Raw genomic sequence first — 18,988 nt, forward strand, 5'->3', positions numbered from 1 at the left:
ATCGGCCCGTTGGTCAAGCGGTTAAGACACCGCCCTTTCACGGCGGTAACACGGGTTCGAATCCCGTACGGGTCATAAAAAAACGACTATCATGATGATAGTCGTTTTTATTTTGCTCTTTTCGCCATTCAAGTTCTTTCTAAAGATACTACCTCTTCGATCTGCTCTTGATGGTGTTTATCATGACCGATGAAGTCTTCAAAAAATTCTTCCAGGGTAAAATGTTGATCCCCCACTTTGAATGCTTGCAGGAAGTCATTCTCCGAAAGGTTTTTCACATAGGCTATGATTTGATCCCGTGTTCTGATCCCTTCTTCAACCAAGTCTTCCTGTTTTACCACTCGGTGCGCATATTCTTCAGCTTCTCCATTAAATTCTTTAAAATCCGGGAAAGGAGTAAGCTCTGCTCCTTCCACGACATATGGAAGAATCTCTTGTAAGGAATATTGATCCCATTTAATGATATGGGAAACATTTGCCGCAATCGACCACTTTCCCGTTTCCATCGGTTGAAGCCATTCCTCTTTGTTTATCGACTTCAATTCATTCAGCCACATCTTAAACGATTCATGATGATCGATAATTTGTTCTTTTTTCATACATCCTGCCTCCACTAAATGATATATATTAACTATTCGGTAAAGGATGACGAATTTCCTGTATGGGTCTTTAATCAAAATAAAAGCCCTCTTTCAGAGACAATAAAAAAACAGGCACACTCATCATCATGAGTATGCCTGTTTTCCGTTCACAACCTGCTATATGGGTTAATAGACAGCAAGTTAACCTTTTTTCGCCCCTTTTCCACCACGACGAGACTCAGTGTTTTTCTTTAAAGATGATAAACGATCTTCACTGTCTTTTAAGAAACGTGCCATCTTTTGTTCAAAACTCTCTTTCGTACGAGTGTCGTTCGGTTTGTTATTACTACGCGGGCGCTGAGGACGCTGAGGGCGCTGCGGGCGTTGTGGTTGATCTTTCGCTTTACGGATGGATAAACCGATCTTTCCATCTTTCTCAACATTAATAACTTTAACTGTTACTTCGTCGCCGACTTTAAGGTGTTCGTTAATATCCTTAACATAGTTGTCTGCAACTTCACTAATGTGAACTAAACCTGTTGAACCTTCCGATAATTCCACGAACGCTCCAAAATTTGTAATACCTGTTACCTTACCCTGTAACTTGCTGCCTACTTCGATTGACATAAAAGAAATGCTCCTCCTTAAAATTATAAAAGATAAACCTTACTATATATTATAGCCAATTAAAAAAAAGAGTGTCAATAAGACACCTCTTCTTCTTTCTCTTTATCTGAGTCAGGTATGTTGAAAATAATTTCACCTTCATCTGATAAAAAGTAATCCCGGCGCGCCAGTTTGGCTATATATTCATCATCGTTAAGCTTCACAATCTCTTCTTCGAGTGCTGATTGCTTATCTTTCAGGTGTTCCAACTTTTTTTCCAATTGTGCTTTTTCCGTTTGTTTATCTTCTAAGACCTGGGCTCTGGAAATGAGGGTCGAGATTAAAAATCCACTAATTGCCAACACTAACACAAAGAAAACTGCTAATCGACGGACCAAACGCTTTTTTCTCTTAGATGAAGATTTATGCATATGCTCCTGATGACGGACATATTCATTTTCCATTGGTGTCACGTTCTTTCTCATTCCCATACCTCCTTTACAATATGGAGTGGCAAAGCCTTAAGCTCTATTCTTTATCTTTAGGTTTCCTTTTAAACTTATCTACCACTCTATATACTTTTTTGATATATGCGTTAAAAATTCCTGCCATTTTATTATATAACTTCTCGACTCTTTTTGTAAGATTTTTCGGCAATAAATTCCAAATACCCTTTAATATCCACCATATAGGTGTGATTATGAGCTTTATCGCCCATTGCATCACCTTCAAGATTACCTTTAAAAGGAATAATATGACGGATAAGAGCCCTTTTCCTACAGATAATACAATCGTGATCAGAAGCACTATCATCCATTTTATCGGTGAATAAATCAACTTTTTCACCATTTTCACACCGAAATTATACAGGGAGATGAAAAAGTGGATCAGACGTTCAAGAAAAGCAAGATAAAGCTGTTTAATCAAAGCCTGATACCCTGCAAAGCCACACAGCAATGCAATGAAAATATAAAAACGGATTTCACCGAAATTAACAACGAATAAGATATAAAAGATCGCCAGTGCCTGTAAAACCCAAAACAAGATGTCATTAATGAATACAAACCACCGTTTTCTCTCGGATCGGTTTAAGAACCGGGAGTACGTGTCGAGGGCCGCACCAAATAATGCCCCCATGCCGATCATGGAGAGCATGGTATAGAACTGGGTGGAGAGGGTCATCGAAACAGCTTGCTAAAGAAGCCTTTAGCCTTCTCCCCACTTTGTTCATCCAGGTAAACGAGATCGAACACCTTTCCTTTTATCGAGACGATGCCTTTATCCACGTCCAGATTCTTCATTTGAAGATTCTGTCCCCTGACAGAGAGGAATCCCATCACCGTTTCAAGGAGAAACTCTTCGTTATCGAAGCTCTCCACTTGCTTCACGCCTGTGATGTCCAGAAGCTTGCGCCCCCTCATCATCACGTCATGTTCCTGAAACGTCGTTTTATCTTTGTTTCCATCATAATATTGATTCATATCCATCCCTCACATTCCCATAGTACAAGCTTTGTAACTATGTTTATGTGTTTGGGGGAAAATTAGAACCAATTTACATACCTAGAGCTATGTATCCTTTACTCCGCTTCCTCGACTCTTTCTTCTGAGAGGACGGAATAAAGTCCGCTTGCTTCTTCTTTTTTGGTTGTTTCCAGAAGCCTTTCTATCTTTACCCTCATTATCCTCTGACCAAACCTTACGCTTAATTCGTCCCCCACCTTTACATTGGAGCTCGCTTTTGCCTGCAGGCCGTTCACCGTGATTCGTCCCTGATCGGCAATTTCTTTCGCCAAGGTTCTTCTTTTGATCAGTCTTGATACTTTCAGGAATTTATCTAATCTCATGGATACCATTGTATATCTCCCCTTATTCGATATTCATCTTTTTCGCTTCGTTCCAGAATTGATCCAACTCTTCCAGCGAATAGTCCTCAAAGCTCTTTCCGGATTTTTCAACCTGTTCTTCCACATAAGAAAAACGGCGGTAGAATTTCGTGTTCGTCATGGCTAAAGCTTCCTCAGGGTAAATCTTATAAAATCTGGCCACGTTGATAAGAGCGAATAACACATCTCCAAATTCTTTTTTCATGCTATTTTCACTATTATTCTCGACTTCACTTTCAAATTCCTTTAATTCTTCCCATACTTTCTCCCAGGCACCTTTAGGGTCTGCCCAATCAAAGCCCACTTTCGCAGCTTTTTTCTGATATTCAAACGCCTTCATGAGAGCCGGCATACCTTTTGCTACGTTCTTAAGCATTGGTTCCCTATCGTCCTGTTTTTCACGTTTCTTGATTTCGTCCCAGTTTGCTTTCACCTGTTCCGTGTTTTCCACTTGGACGCTTCCGAATACATGAGGATGCCTCCGGACCATCTTGGAAGCAAGGCCTTCAATCACTTCCTCCATGGTGAACATGCCTTCATCTTCGCCTATTTGAGCATGGAGCATGATCTGAAGAAGGACATCGCCCAGCTCTTCGATCATATGATCAATATCTTCTTCCTCGATAGCTTCTAATAACTCATACGTTTCTTCAATAAGGTATTTTTTCAGGGAGTGATGAGTTTGTTCTTTGTCCCACGGACACCCATTTGGACCCCGGAGCGTCGAAATGATCTCTCTTAATGTGGCATATTGCTTAAAGGAGGACTCCATTTCTTTCACTGCAGGAATGTATAAACTGGTCAGATTGCTCAGATGGGCCACCCGGTCAAGCTCCACCAGTGGAATCCGCTCCACTTTCTCTTCACTGCTCCCTGCAGCCGTTACAAGCATGACTTCATAATCATATGGATAGAGCTCCATCAGAGTGAGTTTCACCTCAGAAGCAATGAAGGCATCATATACTTGTCCGATGATGAGCTGCTGTTTCATATGAATATCTTGAAGCTTTAAGCTGGTCCCATCAAGGAGCTGGAACCCATCAATCGGATCCGCTCCGACAGAAGCAAACAGGGCATCAATAAAGCTCTGTCCCCCGCCGATCTCAACGTGGATCTTTCCTTCACCGTGAAGATCCAGTAGCATTTGGACAGCCTTTTCAGCGACCAAAGGGTGACCGGGAACGGCGTATACAAGTGAATGCCGCTCTGATGCGGCCACCAGTTCACGGACAATCTCTTCATATACGAGATCAAACTGATCATGTTTTTCATATACAGCGTCAAACGATTGAAACGTCACCCCTTCTGACAGTAAATCCTTTACGACGGGATGCCGATCCGTCCTCAAGTAAAGATGTGAGCTGCTTTTAATACGTCTATATACTCCAAGGGGAAGCTGTTCTAAATCTCCTGCCCCTAACCCGACTATCGTTATGGTATTCATGTTAATCTCCTCGCTACTTATTATTCGGCTGAACCTTATCCATCAGCCACGTCCATTTGCTCCCAAAAGGCAAGAAACTGATGTCTTCCCTTGAGAGGACATTCCCTCTTAATAGCACGACCAGAAAGATGGCGCCCCCAATCCCTACTCCACCTAATGAAAAGAGGATGGAAAGTGGACGATCAGGCATTCCTTTGTCTAAAAGTGTATCATAAATCTGCAATAATCCCTGTAAACCAATCGTCATGGCTGCACCGCTCATCAACAATGTTTTATAAAAAGAGAAGGTGAAAAAACGGATGGGAAACAGCTTTCGTAAATAACTCAGCATCATGATGGCCGTTATGCTTAAAGAGCCTACCGTAGATATGGATGCACCCATGATCCCCATGATCGGGATCAGCAAGGCATTGCCAAGATATTTTACAAAAATGCCTGTTACAATGCAGAATGCAGGGAAATAAATCTTCCCGATGCCTTGAAAAATACCGGCAAATGTCAAGATAAGACAGCTAAAGAATATCGACAGGCAGAATACAGCGATGACCTTTGAACCAAGGGCATTTTCAAATAGCATCGTGTTCGTCGGCACCATGATGTTAATGATCCCGAGAGTCGCAGCAAACCCGATGGTAATGCTTATTTTAAGGGCCAGCTGGCTGTATTCCCTCACTAAATCCTCTTTTCTTTTCAGATAGGCATTGGTGACGAGTGGAACAATGGTCAGTGAGATGGATGTAGCCACAACCGTTCCGAGCTGGACAAAAGGCTGTCCCCGGTCATAAATCCCTTTCCACGTTTTCGCACTTACTTCTTCCATCCCAGAGGATAGAAGTAGGGAATATACGTTCAGTGAATCAACAAATTGAAGTAAGACGAGCAGCATCGCACTGACGCAGATGGCCGTACCATTCTTTAATAACCGGGACCAGATTTGTATATATCCGACAGGCAGAGAAAAGTATTTTCGTGAAAACAGCTTTTCCTTCCGCGCAGTCAGAAACGACAAAAGCACCAATAAGCCACCGAGACCACCGGTGATGGATCCGAACAGCGCACCGTTTCCTGTCATATACAAAGAGTACCCTTGAGATACCAAAATGGTTGAAAATAGAAGAATCGTCCCCACCCTGATGGTTTGTTCCGTTACCTGAGAAACCGCCGTGGGTACCATATCTTCTTTTCCTTGATAATATCCCCTTATGATAGATAGGGGTGCTAACAAAAGGAAGGACAATGAAATCATTTGAAGCAACGGCTTAAGCTTTGGGTCTCCCATCCACCGGGCGATCACCCCTGAACCGAAGTAGACAAGCAGGAACCAGGCCACACCGACGATACAGAGGAACAGGAAGGAGGTAACGGCCACATTCTTTGCACCTTCTTCATCATCTTCCTCCAGTTTCTCCGCTACCATTTTCGAAATGATGACAGGGAATCCATAGGTGGATAACGCGATGGCGATTCCGTAAAATGGATACACCTGCTGATATATATAAAATCCGATATCTCCAACAATGTTCTGAAACGGCACCCGATAGACAGCACTTAGTATTTTCGTTACCAATGCTGCGATCGTCAATACCATTGCACCTTTCAAAAATCGATTGGAAGAGTACTTCTTACCCAACCCGTTTTCCTGCCTTTCCTTACCACTATTTCGAAGCGTGAATCGATCAGCTTATGAAAAATCATATATGTACTGGTCATTTTACCATATTGATCCGGCTATGTTCTAAGATGGCTGATTGGAGGCAAAAAAAAGAAGAGCGGCTTTTATGCCACTCCTTTACGTTATGACTCCATTTGTCTTGCTAAAAAGCCAGCTGCCGTTTCTACTGCCTTTTGTTCCACTTCACCTACTGTACGTTCCTTTGAGAAAATCGCAACGGCACCAATCGGATCTCCATTTGCGACAATCGGAGCGATCGTATAGGAAGCAAGATCTTCACCGTGTCCTTCGACAAGCTCAGCTTGTCCCTGTTGAGTGTGTAATAGAGACGTGCGGTCATCCATTACTTTCTCGATCAGCTCACTGATGTTCTTATTTAAATACTCTTTCTTCGAAGCGCCGGAGATGGCAATGACTGCATCCCGATCACAAATCAATACGGCACTTCCCAAACTGTCGTACAATGCTTCGCCGTATTCCTTAGCAAAGTCACCAAGTTCACTGATTGGGGAATATTTCTTTAAGATGACTTCTCCGTCACGATCAACGAAGATTTCAAGAGGATCTCCCTCGCGAATCCTTAATGTCCTGCGAATTTCTTTCGGAATAACGACACGCCCTAAATCATCAATACGACGAACAATACCAGTTGCTTTCATCTATAGTTGCCTCACTTTCATCAGATGATTTTATTTGGCAATGTACCCATCTCTGGATGAATACTTTACCATTGTTGAGTTTAGTATCTTACAACTTAGAAGTTCTATACACATTCAGTTATTTTTTCTGTAATTTCACTAAAATTCTAATGCAGGTATCTTTTTCCATTGTTGGCAGCTGCATAAATACTAATACCCTTATCATAGTAGAGTGAAACAATCCGCGCGTTTACATTTTGGTTACATTATTATAACGAAGGGAAGAAATGCCACTGGTTTTGTATCGATATCGTTAAATGCTTACACGTTTTCTTCTACTTTTACTGCTTCATCCAGATGCTTGATGATGTCGTAGGCCATGTTGAACCATTTGGACGCTTCAAGTCGTGCTGTGTTGATGGATATTTTAAGCTTGGAGCCTTCCATTCCAAGTCCGACGGCACGGCCGTGTTTGTTGCAAAGGTTAAATACTTTGGAACCGTCGATCTTCGCCGTTCCTTCCGGTGACATGAAGATATTCACCGTTTTCTTATCCTGCTTGATGGATTCAAGATCCGTATTCTTTGCGTATATTTTCATTTCTGAGATCAGGAATAGATAACCCACCTCTTCAGGATACTCCCCGAACCGGTCCAGGATTTCTTCTTCCAGCTCTTCGATTTCAGGAAGGGAAGATAGGGAGCGGAACCGTTTATACATCTCGATTTTTTGATGACCATCTTTAATATAATCATCCGGAATATAAGCATCGATTTCTATATCGACCTCAAAGCTCGATTCAGGCTGCTTCGGGAGATCCCCTTTTCGTTCTTCGATGGCTTCTTTGAGCATTTGGGAATACAGATCGAATCCCACAGAGTCAATAAATCCGTGCTGCTGTGCCCCGAGGAGATTTCCCGCACCGCGGATCGTCAAGTCACGCATGGCGATTTTGAATCCCGATCCAAGCTCCGTGAATTCTTTAATTGCCTGCAGTCGTTTCTCTGCCACTTCCGTGAGGACCTTGTCTTTACGATAGGTGAAATAGGCATAGGCCACCCTGTTCGAACGTCCTACACGTCCTCTTAGTTGGTAAAGTTGCGATAAGCCCATACGATCTGCATCAAAGACAATCAACGTGTTCACATTCGGGATATCGACACCTGTTTCAATAATCGTCGTGGTAACCAGAACATCGTATTCGCCTGCAAGGAAGCTTAATATGACGGCTTCAAGTTCATTTTCACTCATCTGACCGTGAGCGTAGGCAATACGGGCATCGGGGACTAGCATGGATATTTCATCGGCTTTCCTTTCGATATCTTCCACGCGATTATAGAGGAAATACACCTGACCGTTACGTGCCATTTCCCTTTCGATCGCTTCTTTAATCAAGGCCCCATTGTACTCCATCACATAGGTCTGGACCGGGAATCGATTCTCCGGTGGTGTTTCGATGACCGATAAATCCCTTACCCCAAGCATCGACATATGCAACGTCCGGGGAATCGGTGTTGCCGTCAGGGTCAGTACATCGATATTGGTTTTTAACTGTTTGATCTTCTCTTTATGTGTGACACCGAACCTTTGTTCTTCATCGATGATCAACAGTCCCAAATCCCGGTATTGAATGTCTTTTGACAGGAGTCGATGGGTCCCCACCACAATATCAACCGTGCCGCTATTAAGACCTTTCGTTGTCTCCTGCTGCTGTTTCCTGGTTCGGAAACGGCTCAATAACCCGATTTCCACAGGAAAGTCCTGAAACCGTTCTTTGATCGTTTCATAATGTTGTTGAGCAAGAATGGTAGTAGGGACAAGGATGGCTACCTGTTTTCCATCAGCAATCGCCTTAAAGGCTGCCCGAATCGCAACCTCGGTCTTTCCGTATCCCACGTCCCCGCATAGTAACCGGTCCATCGGACGTTCTCTTTCCATATCGTGTTTGATTTCGGTCACAGAACGGAGCTGGTCATCTGTTTCTTCATATGGGAAGGCCATTTCAAAATCTCTTTGCATCTCCCCATCAGGAGAAAAGGCATACCCTTTTGCCGCTTCCCTTTCAGCATAGAGCTTGATGAGATCATCCGCTATATCCTGTACAGAAGATTGAACCTTAGACTTGACCTTCTTCCATTCACTTCCGCCCAGCTTATACAGCTTCGGATCTTTATGCTCTGAAGCAACGTACTTTTGTACCAGTTCGATTTGATCGACCGGGACATAAAGTTTGTCATTCCCCTGGTATTTCACATGAAGATAGTCTTTATGGACGCCATTGATCTCCAATGTTTCAATCCCCAGGAATTTACCGATCCCGTGGTTCACATGAACGACATGATCCCCAACTTTCAGCTCGGAATAGCTTTTGATTCTCTCTGCATTCGAAAGCTTCTGCCTTCTCGGCTTCTTCTGAGTCTTCTTATTGAATAGTTCTTCTTCTGTGATAACGGCAATCTTCTGAAGTGGGAGCTCAAACCCGCTTGTCAGGCTTCCATTGATCATTTGGACTTTACCAGGTAACAGCTTATCTCCATCTTCCACAAAGGCAATCTCGATTTTATAATCATCCAGTACTCTTTGCAGCTTCTTGACCCGTTCTTGATCCGGTCCCAATAACACAACGGTATAGTTTCCTTTTTTCCAGCGATCCAGTTCTGCCTTCAATACGTTCATCTGCCCATGGAAATTCTGCATGGGTTTCGTAGACACATTAAAGATGTTCTGGGGGCTGGTATTGGCAATTTGACGAAGGAACAAAGAGAAATACACCTTCGGAAGCTTCGTCCTGTTAACCAGCGTCGAAAAAGCATGAGAGACCGCTACGTCATGAATGATCTGTCCTTCTTGAAGGAGGGAAGTATACCACTCCGCTTCCTCTTTCTCGAGTGACTCACTCATTTCCTGTACGCGACTGAACTCATCAAAGAACAGAACCCCATCATTAGGTAAATAATCTAGCAAACTACTAGGATTCTCATACGCCAGTGATAAGTATTTGAAGATCTGCTCAGGCACCTGCCCATTTTCAAGCTGATCCACCTCATGCCCTATGTACTCTGTCATCTTCTCCTTGACGGCTGCAGATTTTACCTTCTTTAAGCTGGTGGACAATCCGGCATTTATTTCCTTAATGAGCCTTTCCATGTTCTCATATTTCAACAAGACCTCTGTGGCAGGGCCTATTTCCATTTCATTCAGTTTATCGATGGAACGCTGGTCTTCAGCAGAAAATATGCGGATAGAATCGATTTCGGTATCGAATAATTCGATTCGTACAGGATTTTGGGATGTTAAAGGGAAAATATCTACAATTCCCCCGCGCAGGCTGAATTCCCCTGGTGTGCTGACCATCCCTGTACGCTGATACCCCATCTGCACCAATTGATTCAATACTTCATCCAAGTCGATATCTTCACCCATCTGAAAACGGATCTGGTTTGTTGCCCACATCGATGGAGGAGGAAGGATTTTCCGCAAACCTGCGACCGGAACGATGTAGATACCCTTGTGATGTTTTGAAAGTTTATTCAATACCTCGATCCGCTGAGCCCTCAGCTCCGGACTCGCCACGCTTAACTCAGCTGCGATTAACTCATTAGCAGAATATAAATATACCTCATCCTCTGATACAAACTGAATGAGATCGTCATAGACTTTCTGAGCTTGAAATAAATTATGTGTGACCACTATAGTGGATTTATTCGTTTGCAGATACACATCTGCAATATACGCCGTCCTCGATGAACCGGACAATCCTGCAACAAGTTGTTCAGACAGTCCTTCCTCCACTCCGGCGATGATGGACTGGATTTCTTCACTTTGATGGACCTGTTTTAAAATACCTTTCAAGTGTACGCTCCTCCCCTTGAACCCTTTTATAGCTAAGTGCAAACAGAAAAATGCTTTGGCTCGCAACCAAAGCGTTCTTACTGAATGATATGATCTAATTCATGATAGCCTGGATTCCTTTCCAGACTCTCCTGACAATCTTCACAGATCGTCTTTACCTGGATGTCCCCGTTGTCCTGGTACTGAACCATATGTAACCGCTCTTCATCCGTCAGCATGTGAATCCCCAGCTGCTCTGAATGCACGGATACGTTTGAAAGGGTCCCTACATTTGTGCCGCAATGTCGACACTGATAATGGATCGCCATCTCTTTCCCTCCATACACATTTATATGGTTAGTATGAACCTGATAGAAGGGAGTTATTCAATGTTGGCGGTGAAAGGACCCGGGGAATTCAGTATATGAATCAATTAGTTAAATTTATTCATCACTTCAAGAAATGGCTTATCCAACCATGTCTCACATGCTTCCACGCTTGATATAATGGCTTTATCCAGTTCCGGATGCTCTTCCTTTGAGAATTTCCCCAAGACATAGTCAGGAACACTCATCCCATTGGTCGGACGGTCGATGCCTACCCGCAGACGGTTGAACTGCTGGGAACCTAAGTGAGCAATGGTCGATTTAATGCCATTATGCCCCCCGGCGCTTCCCTTTTGCCTTAATCGTAATTTCCCTACCGGCAAGTCAAGGTCATCATATATGACAAGTAAATCCTCATCATCAATTTCAAAATAATCCATTAGGGGGACAATGCTCTCCCCGGATAAATTCATATACGTAAGCGGTTTTAACAGGACGACTTTTTCACCTTTGTGATGGTATGTTCCATAAACCCCTTTAAACTTAGATTGATTCAGTGAAACACCCAAGCGATCGGCTAACGCATCTATAATTATGAATCCAATATTGTGTCTCGTTTTTTCATACTGTGATCCCGGATTCCCGAGTCCCACGATTAACTTCATCTCTAACACCTCTTCTGACCTTATACATCTAGAATAACGTAAAAAGCGCAACCTGCAAAAGGTTACGCGAAAAAATCAGTGATTTTTATTATTCTTGTGATTCACTTTCTTCACTGGCTTCTGATTCTCTTCCTTCTTCGTTATCAGGTGTGCCGGCTTCCTGCTCTTCCCCACTGTCGATTTCTTCTTCTTGTCTTGGAGCAAGGATCGAAGCAATCGTGCGGTCATCCTCTTCATTCAAGGTAACGCTGTACTTGCTACGTATATCACTGATCGTTACCGTTTCCCCGACTTGAAGCTCTGTAACATCCACTTCGATGGATTCAGGAATATCATTCGGCTTGGCAGTAACGGATACCTCATGCAATGGCTGCTGCATGACGCCGCCGTCCTTCACTCCTGCCGCTTCTCCTACAAGCTCAATACGTACATCGGCATCAATCTCCTCTGACATATTCACAGCAAGGAAATCAACGTGTGTAACAGCATCCTTCAGGTGATCCTGCTGGTAGTCACTTAAAATGACGTTTTGCTTTTTGCCATCTACGTTCAAGGAAATAATTCCGTTTCTTCCTACTTCGCGTATCGTTTTAATAAATGTTATGGAATCTACCATGATGGGTGTATTGTCTGCCTTGTAGCCGTAGACAACTCCAGGGATATTCCCCTCATGTCTCAGCTTTGTTAATGAAGATCGTTTAAAATCTTTCCTCGTATTTGCTTTCAATTCTGTTGCCATGTCTAATCCAACACCTTCCCTAATCTTTTATGTTAGTTAAAGTTCTATATATAGTAATTACCCCAATCCTATTTGAAATAAACATAGAAAACCCAATTAATCCCGTCTTAACGGGTGGGCGAGTGTTGACACATGAGGGTTTTGCGGGGACTGAGCGAGGTACATATACAAAAAGAAGAGCCCGTCCCATGTGAAGGAGAGGCTCTTCTTTCTATGCACAAACTACATATATTAATTCTTAATCAAAAAGTGTGCTGACAGACTGCTGTTCGTAGATCCGGATGATCGCTTCACTGATCAGGGGAGCCACAGACAGGGATTTCACTTTACTGATCATTTTCTCTTCGCCAAGTGGAATCGAATTTGTTACAACCAGCTCTTTAATATTAGAGTTTTGGATACGCTCGATGGCAGGACCGGAAAGAACCGGATGCGTACAGCATGCAAACACTTCTTTTGCTCCGTTTTCTACTAACGCATTGGCTGCAAGTGTGATCGTACCGGCAGTATCGATGATATCATCGATCAAGATCGCGATTTTCCCATCGATGTTACCAACGATATTCATAACCTCTGCCACATTTGGCTTCGGACGACGCTTATCAATGATCGCGATTGGAGCTTTCAGACGCTCTGCAAGCTTACGAGCTCTTGTCACCCCTCCATGGTCAGGAGATACAATGACAAGATCTTCAGTATTGAATCCTCTTTCCTCAAAGTAATCCGCTAAGATCGGCACACCCATCAGGTGATCGATCAGGATATCAAAGAAACCTTGAATTTGAGGAGCATGCAGGTCCAACGTGATGACACGTGTAGCACCGGCTGTTTCCAGTAGATTTGCCACCAATTTAGCGGTGATCGGCTCACGCGCTCTTGCTTTACGGTCTTGACGGGCATAACCATAATAAGGCATCACGATGTTAATCGTCTTGGCAGAAGCACGCTTCAACGCATCTACCATGATGAGAAGTTCCATCAGGTTTTCATTTACGGGCTGGCAAGTAGATTGAATGACGAATACGTCACAACCACGGATACTTTCTTCGATGTTGATCTGGATTTCACCGTCGCTAAAACGTTTAACAGACGATTTCCCTAATTCCACACCTACTTCATCAGCGATTTCCTTTGCGAGATGGTAGTTTGAATTAAGAGAGAAAATTTTCAATTTGGAATTAATATAAGAGTTTGGCATTGTGGACCTCCAATTATTTCTTATGATTTAGATTTTGAACATAATTTTCTTTGTTTACTTGACGAGCCCTAGCAATCGATAGAGACTCACCTGGAACGTCTTCGGTGATTGTAGAACCAGCGGCAATATATGCCCCTTTCCCTACATTGACAGGTGCAACCAGATTTGAATTACAGCCGACAAATACACCATCTTCTATCTTCGTCAGGTGCTTGTTCTTCCCATCATAGTTCACGGTAATAGATCCACACCCGATATTGACGTCGCGACCAACCTCAGCATCACCAATATAGCTTAGGTGTGAGGCCTTACTCGCTTTACCAAATGTCGCTTTCTTGATCTCGACAAAATTACCGATCTTCACTTCATCTTCAATAGTGGAAGCGGGGCGAATATGGGCAAATGGCCCGATTTGAACATCCGAACCAATCGAGCTGTCATGGGCGACAGACTGCTTCACTGCCGTCCGGTCTCCGATCTGACAGTCCTTCACTTCTGAGTTCGGACCGATTAAGGCGTCTTCACCAATTGCTGTATTTCCCTTCAGAACGGTTCCAGGCAGGATAACCGTATCCCTTCCAATTGTCACATCCGCATCGATATACGTATTGTTCGGATCTTTAATTGTTACGCCGTTACGCATATGGTACTCATTGATGCGCTTTTTCATTGTAATCTCCGCTTGAGAAAGGGCCACACGATCATTGACACCAAGCGTCTCATCGAAGTCACTTGTTTGATACGCACTCACGATTTCACCTTCGGATTGAAGGATCTCAATGACATCCGGAAGGTAGTACTCACCTTGTACATTATCATTCGACACCTTCTTCAATGCGTCGAATAACGCTTTATTATCAAAACAATATGTTCCTGTGTTGATTTCCTTAACGCTTCTTTCTGCTTCCGTCGCGTCCTTATGTTCCACAATGCGCTCAACTAACCCATCCTGGTTACGGATAATTCGTCCGTATCCATCTGGGGATTCTGTATGACCTGTCAAAATGGTCGCTTTGGCGCCCTGACCCTCATGGTGCTTCACCAATGCTTCCATCGTCTCTCCTTTAATGAGCGGTGTATCACCACACACTACTAAAGTCGTACCCTCCAAGTCACCCAGGACATCTTCCGACTGCATAACGGCATGTGCCGTTCCTAATTGCTCAGCCTGAAGAGCGAACTCACTCTTACCTTCTAAATGCGACTTCACAAGCTCGGCACCATGACCGATGATCGTGACAGTCTTCTCTATATGTAGTGTTGAAATTTGGTCGACCACATGTTCCACCATCGGCTTGCCACACACTGGATGAAGAACTTTATAAAGCTTTGACTTCATTCTCGTCCCTTGTCCGGCAGCTAATATAACGGCATATCGATTTGTCATTTTTGGTCCTCCAATAACCTTTTTATCCATAACGAATATATCCTAAAAACTTTATCATTTCAAGGATTCATATAAAAGTACATATATTTGTCATTAGAAAAGCGGAGGCGGCTTGGTCAGAGGCGACAAGCATAAGATGAATGGGCCATGAAGGCGCTCTTTGCCTTCTTGGTCCATTTAGCTTATGACCTCGAGCCTCTAGCCGCCGAAGCTGGACATGGAGAAAAGCGGAAGGGGCTGCTCTGGGGCGACAAGCTTAAGACGAGTAACCCGGAAAGGCGCCCACCAAAACCCATGTCGAATTTTCTTTACCTCAAAAATACAAAAATTCTATCTTTTAAGGTTTCAACTCTTTATTTGCTTGGGTATACAAAAAACGTAAGAACCGCAGGACTCTATAGACAAAAAAAAAGAGCCTTACAAAAGTAGGCTCTTGATGCTATAAATCTTAATTAGGAAGCCCCAGCTTCTTCTAACTCAACTTCTTCCAGCTCTCCTAAACGATGATACTCAGCTAAAACGGCATCTTGGATCTTACCGCGAGTACCCGAATTGATTGGATGAGCAATATCACGGAATTCTCCATCTGGAGTCCGCTTACTTGGCATTGCTACAAATAAGCCATTGTTCCCATCAATAACGCGAATGTCATGAACAACAAATTCATTATCCAGCGTAATAGATGCGATAGCTCTCATGCGACCGTCGGTGTTTACTCGGCGTAATCTTACGTCTGTTACTTCCATTCTGTTCACCACCTTTTTCCCTAGATGAAATCTACTGTATGTATTCAACGAATTTAATAGATATTCCTTCTTAAATTGTAAAATTTTTTGAAAAATTTTATTTTTCTCATCTTTTTTCTGTTTCATTTGAACTACACTTCCATTTTGGTACAAAAAAACACCCGTGAATATTACTTCACGAGTGCAATTACTTCTATTTCAACCTGTGCATCTTTAGGTAAGCGGGCTACTTCTACACAAGAACGGGCAGGCTTATGAGTACTGAAATATTCCCCATATACTTCATTGATCGTTCCAAAATCATTCATATCTTTAATGAAAACCGTTGCTTTGACTACCGTTTCCAATGATGCACCGGCTTCCGATAGCACGGCTTGTAGATTGCGAAAGACTTGATGTGTCTGATCCGCAACATCACCTTCAATCATCGTCCCCTCGGATGTTAATGGGATTTGACCTGAACTGTAAAACAGGTTATTCACGACAATGCCTTGCGAATATGGACCAATTGCTGCTGGTGCTTCCTTAGTAGACACTACACGCATGCTAAACGCCTCCCCTTATGGTAGAAATGTTAGATTGGATTCAAAATAATTTCCTTCTTTTAACGAAATCTGCTTATCCTTTTCATTGACATCGGATAATTTTAACAATGATACATAATCATCCACCAGTCGACCGTCCAGGCTGTTGGATTCAACCAATACCCCAATTCCGGACAAAGTAGCAGAAAACTCTTCCAGCAGGTTCTTCATTCCATTGATGGTTCCCCCTGCTTTCATGAAATCATCGACAACCAATACTTTAGAACCTTCCTTCAGGCTTCTCTTTGAAAGCACCATGGATTGGATTCTCTTCGATGAACCCGAAACATAATTGATGCTTACAGTCGACCCCTCGGTGACACGGCTGTCGCGTCTGACAATGACAACGGGAACATTCAAGTAAGAAGCAATCGCATTAGCAATCGGTATCCCTTTTGTCGCCACTGTCATGATGACATCGATATCTTTCTCTGCAAAAGCAGATGCCAGCAATTTCCCGACACTCTTCATGAGCTGAGGATTCCCAAGGAGGTCCGTCATGTATAGGTACCCGCCTGGTAAAAGGCGATCGGAGCTTTCCAGATGGAGACATAACTCTTCGATCATTTCTTTCGCTTCCTGACTGTTCACCTTTGGAACATATTTTACTCCACCTGCAGCCCCGGGAACCGTTTGAACCGTACCGACACCCCGTCCTTCAAATGTTTCCTTCACAATCGTCAAATCTTCGCTGATGGAAGATTTGGCAGAACCGTACCGTTCCGAGAAAAAAGTCAAAGGCACAAGTTGATGGGGCCGTTCTAATAAATAGTGCGTCATATCAATCAATCGTTCGCTGCGCTTAAACTTCACCAAAGAAACCTCCTAAATCCGAATATTATAAAGTAAATATATCATTAATATACGGATTTCGGCAAGGGTTCTTAATCTCCAAGCATTCGCACCGCAAATACCTGGTCACAAAAGCCTCTTAAACCATTGTAGATTCGATGGAGCCTTGATTCATATTGCACCAATCCATATACTGTAGGACCGCTTCCGCTCATCAGAACGGCGTCGGCGCCAAAACGCTCCATTTGATCTTTGATCTGGGACACCTCTGGATGCATATCCAATGTAACCGATTCAAGAACATTCCCAAGATTGGAGCAAATATCATGATAATTCCCATGTTCCAAGGCAGAAACCATTGCCTTTGTATTCGGATGTGTCATATTTTTCAGATCTAAATTTTTATATACATCCGCTGTTGAAACACCTATTGTCGGTTTTGCAAGAATAACCCAACAGTTCGGAGGAGCAGGAAGATGTTTGATTTTCTCTCCCCTGCCCGACGCTAAAGAGGTACCTCCGTAAACACAAAAAGATACATCGGAACCAATTTCTGCACCAAGCTCTGCAAGCTCGTCCATACTCAGGCCTAAATCCCATAAACGATTCAAACCTTTTAACGTCGCAGCTGCATCACTGCTCCCCCCTGCTAAGCCTGCGGCGACAGGAATCACTTTATCGATGGAAATGGCTACACCCTTCTTAATGTTCATTTTCTCTTTAAGGAGCTGTGCAGCTTGATAAGCAAGATTCCTTCCATCGTCCGGTACAAATCGATTGTGCGAAAGAATTTTGATCGTGTCATCTGAAAGATTCGTGAGTTCAATTCTATCCGCTAAATCGATTGTCGTCATAACCATCTCAACTTCATGGTAACCATCTGAACGTTTATGTAAAACATCAAGTGATAGGTTAATTTTTGCCGGCGCCTTCACTAATAACCTCATATCATCACCTTCTTACCAATACTCTTTTTTATATTGTATCATACACTTCATTATAGGGAGTGTTAACTTCTTAACATACTCATACAAGTATGTTATTTTATCACGTAAAGTAATGATAGAAAAGGCAGTCTGATGTTAAACGAAACAAAGGCCGCCCAAAAGCATGACACTTTGAGACGGCCCTTTACATATGGTACGTATAAAAGATGTAATCCAATTGTGTAATAAGAGTTAGTTTGGCTGGCTTTCTGAGAGTTGCCGACTTGCGCGCTCAACTGCGCGTTTCACCATATTCCCAGCGTCACGGGACGAGATCCCGCCCCAACCATCCTTCTGAACAACATCGTAAAATCCTAATTCCTGAGCGATTTCTTCTTTTAATTGATCAGACATAATTCCTCTTCTTCTACTCATTGTCTACCTCCTTCAAAATGCACCACATGTTTAGTATGTGTATAGGAGGTCAAAAAATGATGAAAGATATTATGTAAAACATGTATGTTTAAACAAATAAAAAAGCAGCAAACAATTGTCTACTGCTGGCTAAAGATGATATTTCCTGTTGCTTCATCATAAAATGTTAATTGAACTGTCTCAGTGAGAACATCTGCATAGCTGTAAGAAACTCGTTCGAACGCATTCTCTTCTTGATCCAGTTGAACCACGAATACAGAAGGATACGTTTCGGCTAGAACACCTGAACGCTCAATTGTTTTTCGACGTCCACCGTTTGCTTTAAGCATTAAACGTTTCCCCAGATTAGAATCAAGGGATCTTTTAATGTCGGCTAATGTTTTTGGCATTTCGCTTCCACCTCACTGTTATTAAATATAACACATTATGTAATTTTAGTCAAATAAATTTATTATTTTAACAAGAATCATGAACACCTGTCAATATATTTTATTCAACAAAAAATACGTTTTTTCTACATCTCTAACATTCCC

21 protein-coding genes and 1 tRNA gene are annotated in these 18,988 nt (G+C 42.8%); 1 reads left to right on the forward strand and 21 read right to left on the reverse strand.

Annotation, left to right across the window (positions count from 1 at the left end):
- The first annotated feature begins 3 nt into the window (after positions 1-3).
- Positions 4-75 (forward strand) — tRNA-Glu (locus SLH55_RS21070).
- Between the two features lie 53 nt (positions 76-128).
- Here SLH55_RS21070 and SLH55_RS21075 read toward each other — a convergent pair.
- The 21 genes from SLH55_RS21075 to veg form a co-directional block, all read right to left on the reverse strand.
- Positions 129-599, reverse strand: a complete 471-nt coding sequence (locus SLH55_RS21075; protein ID WP_320324406.1) for a DinB family protein — start codon at positions 597-599, stop codon at positions 129-131.
- A gap of 183 nt (positions 600-782) precedes the next feature.
- Positions 783-1,208: a S1 domain-containing RNA-binding protein gene (locus tag SLH55_RS21080; RefSeq protein ID WP_098353691.1), complete on the reverse strand. Its 426-nt coding sequence runs from the start codon at positions 1,206-1,208 to the stop codon at positions 783-785.
- A 74-nt stretch (positions 1,209-1,282) separates the two neighbouring features.
- On the reverse strand, positions 1,283-1,672 hold the full coding sequence (locus SLH55_RS21085; protein ID WP_226677537.1) for an FtsB family cell division protein: 390 nt from the start codon (positions 1,670-1,672) through the stop codon (positions 1,283-1,285).
- A gap of 43 nt (positions 1,673-1,715) precedes the next feature.
- Entirely contained in the window at positions 1,716-2,369 is a 654-nt protein-coding gene (gene yabQ / locus SLH55_RS21090) for a spore cortex biosynthesis protein YabQ (protein WP_219170389.1), read from the reverse strand.
- The gene (gene yabP / locus SLH55_RS21095) at positions 2,366-2,668 is read right to left on the reverse strand and encodes a sporulation protein YabP (protein ID WP_219170387.1); all 303 of its coding nucleotides are present in this window, start codon (positions 2,666-2,668) and stop codon (positions 2,366-2,368) included. Before yabP ends, yabQ begins: the two co-directional genes overlap by 4 nt.
- Before the next feature lie 98 nt (positions 2,669-2,766).
- Positions 2,767-3,033, reverse strand: a complete 267-nt coding sequence (locus SLH55_RS21100) for an RNA-binding S4 domain-containing protein (protein ID WP_206858024.1) — start codon at positions 3,031-3,033, stop codon at positions 2,767-2,769.
- Positions 3,034-3,055: 22 nt separating this feature from the next.
- Positions 3,056-4,516 (reverse strand): nucleoside triphosphate pyrophosphohydrolase, encoded by a 1,461-nt coding sequence (gene mazG, locus SLH55_RS21105; protein ID WP_320324407.1) that lies wholly within the window; start codon positions 4,514-4,516, stop codon positions 3,056-3,058.
- 13 nt (positions 4,517-4,529) lie between these two features.
- Positions 4,530-6,146 carry a polysaccharide biosynthesis protein gene (locus tag SLH55_RS21110; protein ID WP_320324408.1) on the reverse strand — a complete coding sequence of 539 codons (1,617 nt, stop codon included), beginning with the start codon at positions 6,144-6,146 and terminating at the stop codon, positions 4,530-4,532.
- 164 nt (positions 6,147-6,310) lie between these two features.
- Complete coding sequence (gene spoVT / locus SLH55_RS21115) at positions 6,311-6,847, reverse strand: stage V sporulation protein T (RefSeq protein ID WP_219170383.1); 537 nt, start codon at positions 6,845-6,847, stop codon at positions 6,311-6,313.
- A gap of 300 nt (positions 6,848-7,147) precedes the next feature.
- Complete coding sequence (mfd, locus tag SLH55_RS21120; protein WP_320324409.1) at positions 7,148-10,678, reverse strand: transcription-repair coupling factor; 3,531 nt, start codon at positions 10,676-10,678, stop codon at positions 7,148-7,150.
- Positions 10,679-10,755: 77 nt separating this feature from the next.
- Complete coding sequence (locus tag SLH55_RS21125) at positions 10,756-10,986, reverse strand: anti-sigma-F factor Fin family protein (RefSeq protein WP_219170379.1); 231 nt, start codon at positions 10,984-10,986, stop codon at positions 10,756-10,758.
- A gap of 104 nt (positions 10,987-11,090) precedes the next feature.
- Positions 11,091-11,648 (reverse strand): aminoacyl-tRNA hydrolase, encoded by a 558-nt coding sequence (gene pth, locus SLH55_RS21130; protein WP_320324410.1) that lies wholly within the window; start codon positions 11,646-11,648, stop codon positions 11,091-11,093.
- A gap of 88 nt (positions 11,649-11,736) precedes the next feature.
- A complete protein-coding gene (locus tag SLH55_RS21135) occupies positions 11,737-12,387 on the reverse strand; it encodes a 50S ribosomal protein L25/general stress protein Ctc (protein ID WP_219170368.1) in 651 nt (216 codons plus the stop codon).
- A gap of 238 nt (positions 12,388-12,625) precedes the next feature.
- A complete protein-coding gene (locus tag SLH55_RS21140; protein ID WP_060674223.1) occupies positions 12,626-13,585 on the reverse strand; it encodes a ribose-phosphate diphosphokinase in 960 nt (319 codons plus the stop codon).
- 13 nt (positions 13,586-13,598) lie between these two features.
- Positions 13,599-14,972 (reverse strand): bifunctional UDP-N-acetylglucosamine diphosphorylase/glucosamine-1-phosphate N-acetyltransferase GlmU, encoded by a 1,374-nt coding sequence (glmU, locus tag SLH55_RS21145; RefSeq protein ID WP_219170366.1) that lies wholly within the window; start codon positions 14,970-14,972, stop codon positions 13,599-13,601.
- 452 nt (positions 14,973-15,424) lie between these two features.
- A complete protein-coding gene (spoVG, locus tag SLH55_RS21150; RefSeq protein ID WP_032085215.1) occupies positions 15,425-15,718 on the reverse strand; it encodes a septation regulator SpoVG in 294 nt (97 codons plus the stop codon).
- A 170-nt stretch (positions 15,719-15,888) separates the two neighbouring features.
- Positions 15,889-16,263 (reverse strand): RidA family protein, encoded by a 375-nt coding sequence (locus SLH55_RS21155; RefSeq protein WP_219170364.1) that lies wholly within the window; start codon positions 16,261-16,263, stop codon positions 15,889-15,891.
- 15 nt (positions 16,264-16,278) lie between these two features.
- Positions 16,279-17,115 (reverse strand): pur operon repressor, encoded by an 837-nt coding sequence (purR, locus tag SLH55_RS21160; protein WP_219170362.1) that lies wholly within the window; start codon positions 17,113-17,115, stop codon positions 16,279-16,281.
- 71 nt (positions 17,116-17,186) lie between these two features.
- Positions 17,187-18,041 carry a 4-(cytidine 5'-diphospho)-2-C-methyl-D-erythritol kinase gene (ispE, locus tag SLH55_RS21165; RefSeq protein ID WP_320324411.1) on the reverse strand — a complete coding sequence of 285 codons (855 nt, stop codon included), beginning with the start codon at positions 18,039-18,041 and terminating at the stop codon, positions 17,187-17,189.
- Positions 18,042-18,272: 231 nt separating this feature from the next.
- Entirely contained in the window at positions 18,273-18,455 is a 183-nt protein-coding gene (locus tag SLH55_RS21170) for a small, acid-soluble spore protein, alpha/beta type (RefSeq protein WP_219170358.1), read from the reverse strand.
- Positions 18,456-18,574: 119 nt separating this feature from the next.
- Positions 18,575-18,844, reverse strand: a complete 270-nt coding sequence (gene veg, locus SLH55_RS21175; protein WP_032085220.1) for a biofilm formation stimulator Veg — start codon at positions 18,842-18,844, stop codon at positions 18,575-18,577.
- Positions 18,845-18,988: the final 144 nt, after the last annotated feature.

Origin of the sequence: Rossellomorea sp. YZS02 (assembly GCF_033963925.1) — a bacterium.
Taxonomy (GTDB): domain Bacteria; phylum Bacillota; class Bacilli; order Bacillales; family Bacillaceae_B; genus Rossellomorea.